This window comes from Candidatus Accumulibacter similis, from assembly GCA_013347225.1.
GTDB lineage: Bacteria > Pseudomonadota > Gammaproteobacteria > Burkholderiales > Rhodocyclaceae > Accumulibacter > Accumulibacter similis.
In genome coordinates this window covers 376769-393215 of sequence record CP054595.1, presented here as the reverse complement: position 1 = coordinate 393215, position 16447 = coordinate 376769, and the positions used below count along the sequence as shown (strand labels likewise).

The window sequence follows — 16447 nt, the reverse complement described above, 5'->3', positions numbered from 1 at the left end:
GCTGTCGCTGCGCGTGGCAGAGACGCTGGTGTGGGCTACCGGCAGCGGTCTCAGCGGTCTCGCTGAGACCGCTCGAAGCGGACGATCGTCCGCCCGTCGGCGGTCTTCCTCGGCTGCCCTTTCCAGGCGTGTCCGTAGACCACTTCAACGGTTGCCGGCAGGCGGCCGTCGCGCGCCAGTCTCTCGTAGGCCGCGCGTGCAGCCGCCCATGCCGTACGCCCCATCAGCCCCTGCCGTCGACCATGCATGGCGCAGCCCGAGCCGCTGCGGCGCAGGTCGGCGATGAGGTCGTCGAAGCTGGCGTAGGTCATCGTCAGCATTTCGGCATCCATCACCGGGTCGCTGAAACCGCATTCGACGAGCATGTCGCCGTAATCGTGCATGTCGGTGAAGCGTTGCGTGTGCGGATGACCGTCGCTGAAGCTCGCGCGCAGCTCCCGCAGCGTGTCCGGGCCGAAGGTCGAGAACATCAGCAGGCCGTCGATCTCGAGTACGCGATGCATCTCGCGCAGCGCCGGCAGCGGATCATCGAGCCAGTGCAGCATCAGGTTGGTCCACAGCAGGCCGAAGGAGCGCACGCCGAACGGCAGCGCAGCCGCGTCGGCAGCCAGCAACGGCGGCCGGTTGCCGCGCACGAAGGGCAGCAGCCAGCGCAGGCGCGAGCGTCGTGCCTTGCCGGCGCGCAGCATCGCTTCGCTGAGGTCGGCGCCGATCACCGCCGCTGACCCATAGCGCTCGTGCAGCGCCGTCAGGCTGGCGCCGGTTCCACAGCCGAGGTCGAGGATTCGTTTTGGCTCGATGCGCACGTAGTCGAGCCGTTCGAGCATGCGGCTGCCCACCTCGCGCTGCAGCACCGCCACTTCGTCGTAGGTCGGTGCGGCGCGGGCGAAGTTGCGCCGCACCTGGCGCTGATCGACGAACTGCGCCGGTGCCGGGCCCATCAGGAACTAGATCGGCCGCAGCCCGAGCCTGTCGAACAGCGCCTCATCGCGGTCGGCTTCCGGGTTGCCGGTCGTCAGCAGCTTGTCGCCGTAGAAGATCGAGTTGGCGCCGGCGAGGAAGCAGAGCGCCTGCAGTTCATCGCTCATCTCCTGGCGTCCGGCCGACAGCCGGACGAAACTGTTCGGCATGGTGATGCGCGCCGCGGCGATGGTGCGGACGAACTCGAAACCGTCGATCGGCGCGGCGTTTGCCAGCGGTGTTCCCGGGATCGGCACCAGGTTGTTGATCGGCACCGACTCTGGTGGTGGATCGAGATTGGCGAGCTGGACAATCAGCGCGGCACGGTTGCGGCGCGACTCACCCATGCCGATGATGCCGCCCGAACAGACCTTGATGCCGGCTTCGCGTACCTGGCCCAGCGTGTCGATCCGGTCGGCATGCCTGTGGGTGGTGATCACCTGCCCATAGAACGATGCGTCGGTGTCGAGGTTGTGGTTGTAGTAGTCGAGTCCGGCTTCCTTGAGTTCTGCGGCCTGCCCCTCCTTGAGCATTCCCAGGGTGACGCAGGTCTGCAGGCCCAGTCCCTTGACGGCACGGATCATCTCGCTGACCCTCGCCAGATCCTTGTCCTTCGGGCCACGCCAGGCAGCGCCCATGCAGAAGCGTGACGCTCCCTTGTCCTTGGCCGCCTGCGCCGCCGCGACGACCTCGTCGAGCGGCAGCATCGCCTCGCGCTCGGTGTCGGTGTTGTAACGGGCGGCCTGCGAGCAATAGCCACAGTCTTCGGAACAGCCGCCGGTCTTGACGGACAGCAGGGTCGAGCGTTGAATCTCGTTGGCGTCGAAGTGCTCCCGGTGCACCTGCTGCGCGCGATGGATCAGATCCATGAACGGCAACTGGTAGAGGGCTTCGACTTCGGCGACAGTCCAGCGGGCGGCCGGCTTGACGGTTGCAGCGGCTTCCTCGCGCGGGCGCGCGGCGACTTGCGGAATGGCATTCATGATTGGTGAACCTAGAGTGGGTGTGATATGAGGCCGGTCAGCGCGAATTCTTTACGAGGCCCCGCAGGATGTCAATCTTAACCGAAACCGCGGCCCTGGTCCGCGCCGCGTGCGCTGCGCTGCTGTCCCAGGATTGTCTGCTGTGCGCCGCGGACAGTGGCACGAGCCTGCTCTGCCAGGCCTGTGAGAACGATCTGCCGCGGCTGCCGGCGGCACGGTGCCCACGCTGCGCACTGCCCACTCCGCTCGGCGAGGTCTGTGGTCGCTGCCTGAGCCACCCGCCACACTACGACGCCGGTACGGCCGTCTACCGCTATGCCTTTCCGATCGACAAGCTGGTGCAGTCCTTCAAGTACGGACATCGGCTGGCCCTTGGCGGCTGGTTCGGGGAAAGGCTGGCGGCGGTGCCGGAGCGCATCGAGGCCGACCTGATCATCCCCATGCCACTGCATCCGCTGCGGCTGCGCGAACGCGGCTTCAATCAGGCAGGCGAACTGGCCCGTGTCTTCGGCAAGGCGCGGCACCTGCCGATCGACAGCCGCAGCTGCCGGCGCATCCGTCACACGGCTGTCCAGGCCGAGCTGCCGTGGCGTGAGCGGGCAAGGAACGTACGCGGCGCCTTCGAGTGTACGGCCGATTTCAGCGGCCGGCGACTGCTGCTGATCGACGACGTGATGACCACCGGCACTTCGCTGGATGAACTGGCGCGGACGCTGAAGCTGCACGGCGCGGCGCAGGTGACCGTCCTTGCGCTCGCCCGTGCCCTGCCGCCGGCTCAAGGGTCCTGAGCGCCTTGCGGTGGCGCCACCGGGCGCAGCGGGATCGGTACCGACATGACGATCGAGGTACGCGTCTCGCCGTAGTGGTTGATGCTGCCCACCAGTTGCTCGAGGTGAGCGATGTCGCGCGCGACGATGCGCAGCAGGTACGAGTCCTGGCCGGTGACGTGCAGGCATTCAGTCACTTCCGGCAGCGTTCGGAGCAGCGCCAGGAGGCGCGCCTTGTCCGCCTGCGGCGTCGTCATGGCGATCATCGCCAATACCCCGTAGCCGAGCGCGGCGACATTCACCTCGGCGCGGTAGCCGGTCACGACACCGGCTTCCTCGAGCCGCTTCAGCCGTTCCGAGACTGCCGGCAGCGACAGACCGGCTTCGGCGGCCAACGACTTGAGCGAGACGCGGCCGTCACGCTGCACGGCGGCGAGAATCTTCCAGGCTTTCGCATCGAGTTCCATGGTTGTCAGGCCGGCAGTGGCTCCAGCCTGAATTTTGAAGGAAAGTCGATGCTCTTTCCTTCATTCTTCCATTCAGGTGCGGGCTGGGCGGTGCCAGAATGCAGCCCTTCTCCGGTTTCAGTCGCGGGACGGTGGCAGTGGATGCTCTTCTCTTTCTCAAGGCGGGCCTGATCGGTCTCTCGATCGCCGCACCGGTCGGGCCGATCGGCCTGCTCTGCATTCAGCGCACGCTGGCGCACGGCGCTCGCATCGGTTTTGTCAGCGGCCTCGGGGCCGCCGTCGCCGACGGAGTCTATGGTGCCGTCGGCGCGTTCGGCCTGGCGGCGGTAACGCAGTTCTTCGTCACTCTGGCGCTGCCGCTCGCCGTCGGCGGTGCGGCCTTTCTCGGCTGGATGGGCGTGCAGTTGTACCGCACGGTGCCGCCCGCACGGTCGTCAGGAGCCGCCGATGACGTCGGCGCCTGGCGTGCCTTTGCCTCGGTCTTTGCCCTGACGCTGACCAATCCGATGACCATCCTGTCCTTCATCGCGGTCTTCGCGACGATCGGCGGCGGCGATGCGGCGACGACCGGCACGGCGGCAGTGATCATGGTTCTCGGCGTCTTTTGCGGATCCGCGCTCTGGTGGCTGGCACTCGCATCGGCAATCGCCGCCATCCGCCAGCGAATCGGGCCGCGCGTCCTGCAGGCGATCAATCGCACTGCCGGCACATTCCTGCTCGGCTTCGCGATCTGGCAGCTGATCACGGTCCTGCGGTGACCCTTTGGTTGATTCGCGTGCTCCGCCGGTGCCCGAGCGTGTTGCTCGCGAGACCGGGCGGGCGCGTCTGCACCAGAGCGCGACATGGGCGAAGGATGTCGATCGTTCGTCTGTCCTGGGTGCCGCCGATGAAGCACCGGTCGCCGGCGACCGGTTCCGAATCCACGCGTGACTGCGAAGGCCGCAGCGGCCATCGCGCCGCCGCTCGTCGTCGTGTGCCAAGCCCGGTGGGGTACGGCCGTGCTGCCCATTCGCGGCGCCAACGGTCATCGTGCGCGACATCAGCGAACGCAAGCGAGCGGCGCAGCAACTGCAGGAGAGTGAGCGGCAGTACCGGGAACTGGGCGAAAGCCCGAACAGCATCATGCTGCGCCGGAATCGGCAGGGTGAAACGCCATGCGTCAATGCGTTTGGCCTGGGCTTCCTCTGCAGCAAGGAAAAGGAACTGGTGGGCCAGTATGTGGCCGGCACGGTTGTTCCGCCCGACGAGGGCGCAGGTCGCCACCGGCGCCCGTTGATGGAGGCCAGTTGCCGGCATCCCGAACAGTTCGAGCAGAACGTCAGGGAGAACATGCTGCACACTGGAGGAACGGGTGGTCTAGCGTACCGCCGAACTGCGGCAGGCGATGGAGCAATTGGTGCCGGCCGCGAAGCTGGCGGCACCGGGCCATCGGGTGGCCGGCATGGCGCACGAGCTCAACACACCACTGGGCACAACGCCTGGACTGTTGCCGGCGCGTTCGGTGCCGACGTGCGCCGCGTCGCCGCCGTCGTCCCCCTGGGGGGCACTCCGCCGTTCCCGGCTTGACAGCTTCCTGACCCGAAGCAAGGAGGCTGTCGATCCACTCGAACGCAACGCCGCCCGGGCCGTCGACCCGATCGCGGGTTTCAGGCAGGTCGCGGCCGATCAGGAGAGTGTGCGTCGCCGACGCTTCCCGCTGCGGCAGACGGTCGAGGAGTGGCTGCTCACCCTGAAACCGCTGCTGAGGCACACCGCTCATCGCGTCAAATGGGATAGCCCTGCCGACCTCGACACGGATGATTACCCCGTCCGCTGGAGCAGGTGCTCAGCAATCTCATCGGCAACTCCATCCGGCACGGCTTTGCCGGCATCGCCGCCGGGTTTAGCGGCATCAGCGTCACGCCGCTCTGCGGTCGCTCAATCGATGACGCGGACTTGCACTTCGCTGGCCGCTGGCACGCCACGTTCGACCCGCAGCCGGAGGATGTCGATCGTTCGGCCGTCCTGCGTGGCGACGATGAAGCGCCAGTCGCCCGGTGGCGGGTTGAGTACCCACGAGTAGCCGCGAAAGCCGCGATCGCGCCCGCCTGTGGTCGTGAACGGCCGGCGATAGACGAGCCGCCAGCCGTCTGGTCCGCGGACCTCCCAGCGGTGCTCGAGGTCTGCCGTCACGCCCAGCGGTGCGAATACCGCCGACAATCCGTACAGGCGCCCGCCTGCGGGCACGTGGACGACGCCCGCCTGGTCGCGCCACCACTGCCACCACGCCGCCCGCTCCACCTGCACGGCATAGCGTCCGGAGTCCAGCACGAAATCCTGTCCCACTGCCAGTTGCCGTTTGACGAGCGGCACCGGTGCGATCATGTCGAGGCTGAAGGCCAGCATCAGGAGCGCACTCAACCCCCAAGCCGGCCCGATGCGGCCCGGCCGCCGTGGTGCCAGCCAGTGCAGGCTGTGCGTCAGGATGACCCCGGCGATGGTGGAGGCATAGAACCAGAGGGGATTCAGGCTCCCGAGGGCATGTGGCAGAGCGAAATTGAAGAGGAGGATCGTGTTCAGCGCAAGCAGGGCCCAGGTCAGTGTGAAGCGTCGTCCGTAACGGTTGCCGGCAAACTCGTTGCCGACCAGCAGGGCGGCGAGGAACGCCGCCGTCAGCCAGGTGCCGAGGTGTCCGGAACTCTTGAAATAGAGAATGAACAGCGCCGAAAAGATGCCGCCGAAGAAGAACTGCAGCAAGAGGTAGGGCGCTTGCCAGAACAGCCAGGCCAAGCGGACGCGGAGCGTCGCGCTGCCCGCAGGCGGCGTCAGGCCACGTGCTTCGCGGCGAGCTAGCCAGAGCGTCAGCACAGCGGCGCCCGCGAGGAATGCGCCGAGGCGCCAGAAGTCGACGACGCGGATGCGTTGACCAATGGTCAGCGCATCCCAGGCGAAGCCACCGAGGAACGCCGCCAGCGGATAGAGGCGGCGCAGCACAGGGGCGATCCGCAGACCGCTCAAGCAGGGTGCCGCCCGGCGAACGCGCACACGGTGTACGCGACGAGGCTCCGGCAGGCGTGCTGGCGCTGCTCGCGGGGTCGGTACGGGCGGTGTTCCTCGGTCATTGCGGCAAACTCTCGTGTCGGTGGTGCCCGTCGCCAACTGTGTTTGTCGGTCCACAGAGTGGGCGCACCGTTGGCGGAACACAGCGCTGAGGGACTCCGATCGATCGTGAAAAAATGTCCGGGACGGCAAGCCATCACGGGACGTGATGTTGCTATAGTACCAATCCCGTTGATCGAGGAGGGGCCGCCATGCACAGGACTCGCAACTGGCTCCGTGCGTCATTCGTCTGCCTCGCCGCCGTGTTCACGGTCGGCACGGCAACGGCGCAGCAGGTCACCGGCACGCTGGGCTCGCCCAGTGCCACCAGCACCATTGGCAACCAGCAACTGCCGGCACCCGATCCGAAGTTCGGTGGCGTCATCAGGAACGAGGCGCTGCAGTCGAAGCCGTGGTGGGCGCCGCGCATCGTGCCGCCGAAGGGCGCACCGAACGTGCTGCTGATCATCACCGACGACGCCGGCTTCGGTGTTCCGAGTACCTTCGGCGGCGTCATTCCGACGCCGACGATGGATCGCATCGCCGACGAGGGGCTGCGCTACAACCGGGTTTTCTCGACCGCGCTGTGCTCGCCGACGCGCGCCGCGCTGATCACCGGCCGCAATCACCACTCGGTCGGTTTCGGAGTGATCTCCGAGCAGTCGACCGGTTTTCCCGGCTACAACAGCATCATCGGCAAGGACAAGGCGACGATCGGCCGGATGCTGGTTGACAACGGCTACGCGACCGCCTGGTTCGGCAAGGACCACAATGTCCCGGCCTTCGCCGCCAGCCAGGCCGGACCGTTCGACCAGTGGCCGACCGGCATGGGTTTCGAGTACTTCTACGGCTTCGTCGGCGGCGACGCCAACCAGTGGCAGCCGAATCTGTTCCGCAACACGACCCAGATCTACCCCTTCCTCGGCAAGCAGCCGGGTACGTGGAACCTCATCACCGCGATGGCCGACGAAGCGATCGACTACATGACGCGGATCCACCAGACGGATCCGGGCAAGCCGATCTTCATCAAGTACGCGCCGGGGGCCACCCACGCTCCGCACCACCCGACCAGGGAGTGGGTCGACAGAATCAGCGCGATGCATCTCTTCGACGGCGGGTACGAGAAGCTGCGCGAGACCATCTTCGCCAACCAGAAGAAGCTCGGTCTGGTTCCCAGCGACGCCAAGCTCACGCCGTGGCCGAACGACATGCTCAAGCCGTGGGACGAGCTCACGGCCGACGAGAAGAAGCTCTTCATCCGCCAGGTCGAAGTCTTCGCCGCCTACGCCGCCTACAATGACTACGAGATCGGTCGCGTCATCCAGCACTTCCAGGATCTCGGCAGGCTCGACAACACGCTCGTCATCTACATCAACGGCGACAACGGCACCAGCGCCGAGGGCGGGCCGATGGGCACACCCAACGAAGTCGCCTTTTTCAATGGCGTTGCCGAGATGCCGGCCGACGTGCAGATGAAGTGGTACGAGGTCTGGGGCACCGAGCAGACCTACAACCACATGTCGGCCGGCTGGTCGTGGGCCTTCGACACACCGTTCGACTGGTTCAAGCAGAATGCTTCCCGGCTCGGCGGCATCAACCAGAACATGGTCGTCTCCTGGCCGGCGCGCATCAAGGACAAGGGCGCCCTGCGCCAGCAGTTCGTGCACGTCATCGACGTCGTGCCGACCATCCTCGAAGCGGCGGGCATCAAGGCGCCGGTGATGGTGGATGGCATCAGGCAGGCGCCGATCGAGGGCACCAGCTTCGCCTACACCTTCGACCCCGCCAACTCCAAGGCGGCGTCGCGGCACAGGACGCAGTACTTCGAAATGATGGGCCAGTGGGCGCTCTATGATGACGGCTGGCTCCTGAGCACCAAGGTCAACCGCGCGCCGTGGCAGGCTTTCGGGACCGCCAACCCCGATCCGCTGAACAACCAGATGTTCCAGCTCTACAACCTGGGCAAGGACTTCAACCAGACGGAGGACATCGCCGCGCAAAACCCGCAGAAGGTCAAGGAGATGCGGCAGAAGTTCCTTGCCGAAGCGAAGAAGCATCAGGTCTTGCCGCTGGATGCGTCGGTGGCAGCCCGTATCGTCGCGCCGCGGCCGAACATCACCGCCGGCCGGACGGAATTTGTCTACACGCGGCCGATGACCGGGTTGCCGCAAGGGGACTCGCCGTTCCTGCTGAACTCGTCCTACACGATCACCGCCGACATCGACGTGCCGCAGGGCGGCGCCGAGGGCATGATCCTGACTTCCGGCGGCCGCTTCGCGGGATACGGCTTCTACCTGCTGAAGGGCAAGCCGGTGTTCCTGTGGAATCTGATCGATCTGAAGCGGGTGAAGTGGGAGGGCACCGAAGCCCTCACACCGGGGCGGCATGTCCTTGAGTTCGACTTCAAGTACGACGGCCTCGGCGTCGGTACGCTGGCGTTCAACAACATGAGCGGCCTCGGCCGGCCCGGCACCGGTGTCCTGAAGGTGGACGGCAAGGTGGTGCAGACGATCACGATGGAAAAGACACTGCCGATGATCCTGCAGTGGGACGAAAGCTTCGACATCGGTTCGGATACCCTCACCGGGGTCAACGATGCCGACTACACGCCGCCATTCCCGCTCACCGCCCGCTTGAACACGCTGACCATCCAGGTCAACCGGCCACAGCTCTCGCCGGCGGACATCAGGAAGCTTGAGGGTGCGCAGGCACCAGCGCTCGATGGAGCGAGCCGGTGACCAGGGCGTAGAGCGCCTGGTGCGAGCACGGCGCTCGCTCCGGCAGCGCTTTGCAGCGTGCGGGCGGCCGCGGACAGGCGGCGGCCCGCCGCTGCTTCCCACCGTGGCTCCCCGCGAAGCTGTTGCTCCGATCGACCAGCCGCAGCCGATTTTCCGAGCGCCCGTCAGCAGCGTTGACGAGACGTGGCTCCAGCCAGCGCAAACACCGCGCGCCGACGCCGGGCCCTTCGTCGTTTCGGAAGCGGGCCGTCTCCGGCCGCAATTGCCACTTTCTCCGCAACAGGTGTTGACGCACGGGGAAACGACGGTATAATGCGCCCCTCTTGCTGCTCGGGCAGCACCGCAGTCTGGCTTCCGGGCCCGCCTGCAGCTCTTTAAAAATGAGACAACCGATAGGTGTGGGTTCTTGGTCTGGTGGTGGTTTGCGAGAGTTTTGCGCGGGCTGCCGAGAGATGGAAGGACTCGCACGGAAGTTTAGCTGCTGATTCTGGGATGAGGGTTCTGGTGTTGATCCGGGGTTTGAGTTCTGGGGTTGGTAGCGCGTCGAGCGAGAGTTTTGGGATTTGAACTGAAGAGTTTGATCCTGGCTCAGATTGAACGCTGGCGGCATGCCTTACACATGCAAGTCGAACGGTAGCGCGGGGCAACCTGGCGACGAGTGGCGAACGGGTGAGTAATGCATCGGAACGTGCCCTGGAATGGGGGATAACGTAGCGAAAGTTACGCTAATACCGCATATTCTGTGAGCAGGAAAGCAGGGGATCGCAAGACCTTGCGTTCTGGGAGCGGCCGATGTCGGATTAGCTAGTTGGTGGGGTAAAGGCCTACCAAGGCGACGATCCGTAGCGGGTCTGAGAGGATGATCCGCCACACTGGGACTGAGACACGGCCCAGACTCCTACGGGAGGCAGCAGTGGGGAATTTTGGACAATGGGCGGAAGCCTGATCCAGCCATGCCGCGTGAGTGAAGAAGGCCTTCGGGTTGTAAAGCTCTTTCGGTGGGGAAGAAATTGCACGGGCTAATATCCTGTGTAGATGACGGTACCCGACTAAGAAGCACCGGCTAACTACGTGCCAGCAGCCGCGGTAATACGTAGGGTGCGAGCGTTAATCGGAATTACTGGGCGTAAAGCGTGCGCAGGCGGTTTGGTAAGTCAGATGTGAAAGCCCCGGGCTCAACCTGGGAACTGCATTTGAGACTGCCAGGCTGGAGTGTGGCAGAGGGGGGTGGAATTCCACGTGTAGCAGTGAAATGCGTAGAGATGTGGAGGAACACCGATGGCGAAGGCAGCCCCCTGGGTCACTACTGACGCTCATGCACGAAAGCGTGGGGAGCAAACAGGATTAGATACCCTGGTAGTCCACGCCCTAAACGATGTCAACTAGGTGTTGGGAGGGTTAAACCTTTTAGTGCCGTAGCTAACGCGTGAAGTTGACCGCCTGGGGAGTACGGCCGCAAGGCTAAAACTCAAAGGAATTGACGGGGACCCGCACAAGCGGTGGATGATGTGGATTAATTCGATGCAACGCGAAAAACCTTACCTACCCTTGACATGTCAGGAATCCTGGAGAGATTCGGGAGTGCTCGCAAGAGAACCTGAACACAGGTGCTGCATGGCTGTCGTCAGCTCGTGTCGTGAGATGTTGGGTTAAGTCCCGCAACGAGCGCAACCCTTGTCATTAATTGCCATCATTGAGTTGGGCACTTTAATGAGACTGCCGGTGACAAACCGGAGGAAGGTGGGGATGACGTCAAGTCCTCATGGCCCTTATGGGTAGGGCTTCACACGTCATACAATGGTCGGTTCAGAGGGTTGCCAACCCGCGAGGGGGAGCCAATCTCAGAAAGCCGATCGTAGTCCGGATCGCAGTCTGCAACTCGACTGCGTGAAGTCGGAATCGCTAGTAATCGCGGATCAGCATGTCGCGGTGAATACGTTCCCGGGTCTTGTACACACCGCCCGTCACACCATGGGAGCGGGTTCTGCCAGAAGTAGTTAGCCTAACCGCAAGGAGGGCGATTACCACGGCAGGGTTCGTGACTGGGGTGAAGTCGTAACAAGGTAGCCGTAGGGGAACCTGCGGCTGGATCACCTCCTTTCTAGAGAAGAGCTGGATCGAGAACTCACAACCTATCGGTTGTCACAGGCTGCACATGCGGCGGGTCTGTAGCTCAGTCGGTTAGAGCATCGTCTTGATAAGGCGAGGGTCGTTGGTTCGATTCCAACCAGACCCACCAGCGTTGCGACGGAGCGCCGGAGATTGGTGCGACGGATGGGCGTTGAGTTGTTGAGCGCGGCGGGGGATTAGCTCAGCTGGGAGAGCACCTGCTTTGCAAGCAGGGGGTCGTCGGTTCGATCCCGTCATCCTCCACCAGGGTTGTGTGCGGCGAGTGAGTGGTCAGGCCTGCGGGGTGGTGGCACCCTGCAGGCCTGACCCCTTACGGGGTCTGTGTTCTTTAACAAGATGGAAGAAGGTTGTATTGCCGGCATCCCGGGACATTGGGTTGCTGGTGATACGGTTGTGATTGCATCGAACCCCTGTGCCTATTGGTATGGGGGTTGCACCGAGTTGCCTGTGGCGTTGTGTTCTCGACAAGAGAGCGCAAGGTTATAGGATCAAGCGAATAAGTGCATGTGGTGGATGCCTTGGCGATTACAGGCGATGAAGGACGTACAAGCCTGCGAAAAGCTCTGGGGAGCTGGCAATGAAGCTTTGATCCAGAGATGTCCGAATGGGGAAACCCACTCCGCGAGGAGTATCCCACGCTGAATACATAGGCGTGTGGAGGCGAACCCGGCGAACTGAAACATCTAAGTAGCCGGAGGAAAAGAAATCAACCGAGATTCCCAGAGTAGTGGCGAGCGAAATGGGAGCAGCCGGCAAGTGATAGCGATCGTGTTAGCGGAAGCTTCTGGAAAGTGGCGCCGTAGTGGGTGACAGCCCCGTACGCGAAAACCTGATCGTGGTACCAAGCTTGCGACAAGTAGGGCGGGGCACGAGAAATCCTGTCTGAAGATGGGGGGACCATCCTCCAAGGCTAAATACTCGTAATCGACCGATAGTGAACCAGTACCGTGAGGGAAAGGCGAAAAGAACCCCGGGAGGGGAGTGAAATAGATCCTGAAACCGCATGCATACAAACAGTGGGAGCCCCCTCGTGGGGTGACTGCGTACCTTTTGTATAATGGGTCAGCGACTTACGTTCAGTAGCGAGCTTAACCGCATAGGGGAGGCGTAGGGAAACCGAGTCCGAATAGGGCGCCTAGTTGCTGGACGTAGACCCGAAACCAAGTGATCTATCCATGGCCAGGATGAAGGTGCGGTAACACGCACTGGAGGTCCGAACCCACTAATGTTGAAAAATTAGGGGATGAGCTGTGGATAGGGGTGAAAGGCTAAACAAACTTGGAAATAGCTGGTTCTCTCCGAAAACTATTTAGGTAGTGCCTCAAGTATCACCGACGGGGGTAAAGCACTGTTATGGCTAGGGGGTCATCGCGATTTACCAAACCATTGCAAACTCAGAATACCGTTGAGTGCGAGCTTGGGAGACAGACATCGGGTGCTAACGTCCGGTGTCGAGAGGGAAACAACCCAGACCGCCGATTAAGGTCCCAAAGACATGGTTAAGTGGGAAACGAGGTGGGAAGGCTCAGACAGCCAGGAGGTTGGCTTAGAAGCAGCCATCCTTTAAAGAAAGCGTAATAGCTCACTGGTCGAGTCGTCCTGCGCGGAAGATGTAACGGGGCTCAAACCATGCACCGAAATCGCGGATATCCGCAAGGATATGGTAGGAGAGCGTTCTGTAGGCCGTTGAAGGTGTCTCGAGAGGGATGCTGGAGGTATCAGAAGTGCGAATGCTGACATGAGTAGCGATAAAGGGAGTGAAAAGCTCCCTCGCCGAAAGCCCAAGGTTTCCTGCGCAACGTTCATCGGCGCAGGGTGAGTCGGCCCCTAAGGCGAGGCTGAAAAGCGTAGTCGATGGGAAACGGGTTAATATTCCTGTACCTCTTTGTAATGCGATGGGGGGACGGAGAAGGTTAGGTCAGCCGGGTGTTGGACGTCCCGGTTCAAGCGTGTAGGCAGGTCTCTTAGGCAAATCCGGGAGATCAATGCCGAGGCGTGATAACGAGTGGTCTCTGACTGCGAAGTGATTGATACCATGCTTCCAAGAAAAGCCTCTAAGCTTCAGTTACAAGGAGACCGTACCGCAAACCGACACAGGTGGGCAGGATGAAAATTCTAAGGCGCTTGAGAGAACTCAGGAGAAGGAACTCGGCAAATTAGCACCGTAACTTCGGGAAAAGGTGCGCCCTGATAGGTTGTAGCCCCTCGCGGGTGAAGGCTGAAAGGGTTGCAGTGAAATGGTGGCTGCGACTGTTTAATAAAAACACAGCACTCTGCAAACACGAAAGTGGACGTATAGGGTGTGACGCCTGCCCGGTGCCGGAAGGTTAATTGATGGAGTGAGAGCTCTTGATCGAAGCCCCGGTAAACGGCGGCCGTAACTATAACGGTCCTAAGGTAGCGAAATTCCTTGTCGGGTAAGTTCCGACCTGCACGAATGGCGTAACGATGGCCACACTGTCTCCTCCTGAGACTCAGCGAAGTTGAAGTGGTTGTGAAGATGCAATCTCCCCGCGGTTAGACGGAAAGACCCCATGAACCTTTACTGTAGCTTTGCATTGGACTTTGAACCGACTTGTGTAGGATAGGTGGGAGGCTGTGAATCCGGGACGCTAGTTCTGGTGGAGCCAACCTTGAAATACCACCCTGGTTTGTTTGAGGTTCTAACCACGGCCCGTGAATCCGGGTCTGGGACCGTGCATGGTAGGCAGTTTGACTGGGGCGGTCTCCTCCTAAAGTGTAACGGAGGAGTACGAAGGTACGCTAGGTACGGTCGGAAATCGTGCTGATAGTGCAATGGCAAAAGCGTGCTTGACTGCGAGACCCACACGTCGAGCAGGTACGAAAGTAGGTCATAGTGATCCGGTGGTTCTGTATGGAAGGGCCATCGCTCAACGGATAAAAGGTACTCTGGGGATAACAGGCTTATACCGCCCAAGAGTTCATATCGACGGCGGTGTTTGGCACCTCGATGTCGGCTCATCACATCCTGGGGCTGTAGTCGGTCCCAAGGGTATGGCTGTTCGCCATTTAAAGTGGTACGTGAGCTGGGTTTAAAACGTCGTGAGACAGTTTGGTCCCTATCTGCCGTGGGCGTTGGAAATTTGAAGGGGGCTGCTCCTAGTACGAGAGGACCGGAGTGGACGAACCTCTGGTGTACCGGTTATGACGCCAGTCGTATCGCCGGGTAGCTAAGTTCGGAAGAGATAAACGCTGAAAGCATCTAAGCGTGAAACTCGCCTTAAGATGAGATTTCCCCGGGGACTCGATCCCCCTCAAGGGCCGTGGTAGACCACCACGTTGATAGGCTGGATGTGGAAGCGCAGCAATGCGTTGAGCTAACCAGTACTAATCGCCCGTGCGGCTTGATCCTATAACCTTGCGCTGCAACTCAAACACATCACAACCCCTTCTTCCCCTCTTGCGTCCGCAGACACACCGCGGACACTCCCGTTACGCTTGGCGGCAATAGCCCTTTGGACCCACCCCTTCCCATCCCGAACAGGACCGTGAAACGAAGGAACGCCGATGATAGTGCATACCTCATGTGTGAAAGTAGGTCACCGCCAGGCTCCCAACCAACCAAAAGCCCTCCCCACTCACTCGTGGCGAGGGCTTTCGGCTTTCCGCTTCGCTGATCTGCATGGCTGAGGCACCATTTGGCGAGAGGCTTCTGGTTGCGACGAGCGATGGTTCGCATTCGCTGTACCTGCCGGCGGTCGACGAGCATTACCACTCGTCACATGGCGCGCTGCTCGAGTCTCGGCATGTCTTCATCGGCAATGGCTATGGTGAAGCGGCCGCGTTGCAGCGGAACCGGCTGCGGGTGCTGGAGGTTGGCTTCGGCACCGGCCTCAACGCCCTCCTGACATGGCAGGGCAGCCGCTCTGCCCGGCTGGCGGTGGCCTATGTGGCGATCGAGCCCTATCCCCTTGACGACGATTTGGTCGCGCTGCTGAACTACCCCGAACAGCTCGCGGTGACGAGGGCGCGGGCCATGTTCGAAGCCATTCATCGCTGCCGATGGGGAAGCGAGCGGCAGCTCGACGAACACTTCAGGTTGCAGAAGTGTCATTGCAGCTTCAGCCAGTTTGAGCCGCAGGGGGAGTACGATCTGGTGTACCACGATGCGTTCTCGCCAGCTGTGCAGCCCGAAATGTGGACGCGCGACGTTTTCGCAAAGCTGGCCGGCTGCATGAGCGCCGGCGCAGTCCTGGTCACCTACTGCGCCAAGGGCGAGGTTCGCCGCAATCTGCGTTCGGTCGGACTGGAGGTGGAGAAGCTGCCCGGTGCGCCGGGAAAACGCGAGATGACGCGGGCCCGGCGGCCATGACGTCACACTGCTGTGGGTGGTGCGGCGTGATGCCGCCCCCGGCTGTTGCCTGTTGTGCTGCCGAGCAGGCGACCAGCGGCGCTGGAGTGGCGGCGCTGGAGTTCAAGCGGCCGGCGCCGATCGGTCAGTACCGCTCCCGCGGACGTCGGTTTCCGGGGACACGCCGTTTGCGCGGCACAAGGCCTGTCGCGTCAGTGCCGACAGGGATACGCGCTGCCGGCCTTCGCCGTCGAAATTGCCGTCGTCCAGCCAGCGTGAGAAGGCCGCCGCGAGCGCTGGCCATTCGCGATCGATCGCCGCGTACCAGGCGGTATCCCGGTTGCGACCCTTGACCACGGTTGCCTGCCGGAAGATCCCCTCGAAAGACAGGCCGAGGCGCAGTGCGGCGGTACGCGAAGCCGAATTGAGCGCATCGCACTTCCACTCGCAGCGCCGGTAGCCCAGCTCGAAGGCATGTCGCAGCAGCAGGTAAATCGCTTCGGTGGCGCCTGCGGTACGCTGCAGGCGGGGCGAGAGGTTGATGTGGCCGATCTCGATCGAGCCGCTGGCCGGGCTGATCCGCAGGTAGCTCGCAACACCGGCCGCAGCGGCGGAATGCCGTTCGACGATGGCATAGAACAACGGGTCCGGGCCGCGGCAGTTGGCGTCGATCCATGCCACGTACTCGCCGAGATCAGCGAATGGCCCATAGGGGAGGTAGGTCCAGTTGCGGGCGCGCTTGTCGAGCACATTGGCGGCGTGCAGACTGGCCGCATGACGCTCCGCAGACAGTGGCTCGAGGCGCACGCGCCGCCCCTCGAGCGCACGCCAGAGGGGCGGCGCGGGGGGCTGCCAGTCCGCGATCTCTGCGCCCACTGGCAGTCCGAGGTGGTTCAACGTCGACGATGCCACTTTCCGTCACGTCGCCTGCCGGGACAGCGGCGGCTCGCGGATCGGCAGATTGACGAAGTCAGCCGTCGTTGCCAACGCCATGGCGCCGTACCCGATCCAC

General features: G+C 62.6%; 10 protein-coding genes, 2 tRNA genes and 3 rRNA genes. 10 read left to right on the top strand and 5 right to left on the bottom strand.

The window, feature by feature from the left end; translation table 11 throughout:
* Positions 1–50: 50 nt before the first annotated feature.
* A complete protein-coding gene (gene bioC, locus HT579_01780) occupies positions 51–941 on the bottom strand; it encodes a malonyl-ACP O-methyltransferase BioC (protein QKS27798.1) in 891 nt (296 codons plus the stop codon).
* A 6-nt stretch (positions 942–947) separates the two neighbouring features.
* Positions 948–1943 (bottom strand): biotin synthase BioB, encoded by a 996-nt coding sequence (gene bioB, locus HT579_01775; GenBank protein QKS27797.1) that lies wholly within the window; start codon positions 1941–1943, stop codon positions 948–950.
* Between the two features lie 68 nt (positions 1944–2011).
* Here bioB and HT579_01770 point away from each other — a divergent pair, with 68 nt between their 5' ends.
* The gene (locus HT579_01770) at positions 2012–2731 is read left to right on the top strand and encodes a ComF family protein (GenBank protein QKS27796.1); all 720 of its coding nucleotides are present in this window, start codon (positions 2012–2014) and stop codon (positions 2729–2731) included.
* On the opposite strand, the gene HT579_01765 is transcribed toward HT579_01770, so the two are convergent.
* The gene (locus tag HT579_01765; GenBank protein QKS27795.1) at positions 2719–3177 is read right to left on the bottom strand and encodes an Lrp/AsnC family transcriptional regulator; all 459 of its coding nucleotides are present in this window, start codon (positions 3175–3177) and stop codon (positions 2719–2721) included. The two genes, HT579_01770 and HT579_01765, sit on opposite strands and share 13 nt — an antisense overlap.
* A gap of 137 nt (positions 3178–3314) precedes the next feature.
* On the opposite strand from HT579_01765, the gene HT579_01760 reads away from it, so the two are divergent.
* Together HT579_01760 and HT579_01755 are read left to right on the top strand one after the other, a co-directional pair.
* Positions 3315–3935, top strand: a complete 621-nt coding sequence (locus HT579_01760) for a LysE family transporter (GenBank protein QKS31438.1) — start codon at positions 3315–3317, stop codon at positions 3933–3935.
* Positions 3936–4206: 271 nt separating this feature from the next.
* A complete protein-coding gene (locus tag HT579_01755) occupies positions 4207–4743 on the top strand; it encodes a hypothetical protein (protein ID QKS27794.1) in 537 nt (178 codons plus the stop codon).
* 351 nt (positions 4744–5094) lie between these two features.
* Here the strand turns inward: HT579_01755 and HT579_01750 are convergent, their stop codons facing one another.
* Positions 5095–6174, bottom strand: coding sequence for a DUF2914 domain-containing protein (locus HT579_01750; GenBank protein ID QKS27793.1), 1080 nt, complete (start codon positions 6172–6174; stop codon positions 5095–5097).
* 293 nt (positions 6175–6467) lie between these two features.
* Here HT579_01750 and HT579_01745 point away from each other — a divergent pair, with 293 nt between their 5' ends.
* From HT579_01745 to mnmD, 7 genes are all read left to right on the top strand, one after another.
* On the top strand, positions 6468–8993 hold the full coding sequence (locus HT579_01745) for an arylsulfatase (protein ID QKS27792.1): 2526 nt from the start codon (positions 6468–6470) through the stop codon (positions 8991–8993).
* Positions 8994–9556: 563 nt separating this feature from the next.
* Positions 9557–11098: ribosomal RNA gene (locus HT579_01740) — 16S ribosomal RNA — on the top strand.
* Positions 11099–11155: 57 nt separating this feature from the next.
* Positions 11156–11232 (top strand) — tRNA-Ile (locus tag HT579_01735).
* Positions 11233–11293: 61 nt separating this feature from the next.
* Positions 11294–11369 (top strand) — tRNA-Ala (locus tag HT579_01730).
* Between the two features lie 233 nt (positions 11370–11602).
* A 23S ribosomal RNA gene (locus HT579_01725) occupies positions 11603–14507 on the top strand.
* A gap of 74 nt (positions 14508–14581) precedes the next feature.
* Positions 14582–14695, top strand: a 5S ribosomal RNA gene (gene rrf / locus HT579_01720).
* The 16S, 23S and 5S rRNA genes sit together here with 2 tRNA genes alongside, the layout of an rRNA operon.
* Before the next feature lie 71 nt (positions 14696–14766).
* Positions 14767–15456, top strand: a complete 690-nt coding sequence (gene mnmD / locus HT579_01715) for a tRNA (5-methylaminomethyl-2-thiouridine)(34)-methyltransferase MnmD (GenBank protein QKS27791.1) — start codon at positions 14767–14769, stop codon at positions 15454–15456.
* A 102-nt stretch (positions 15457–15558) separates the two neighbouring features.
* Here mnmD and HT579_01710 read toward each other — a convergent pair whose 3' ends face one another.
* Complete coding sequence (locus HT579_01710) at positions 15559–16332, bottom strand: GNAT family N-acetyltransferase (protein ID QKS27790.1); 774 nt, start codon at positions 16330–16332, stop codon at positions 15559–15561.
* Between the last annotated feature and the right edge of the window lie 115 nt (positions 16333–16447).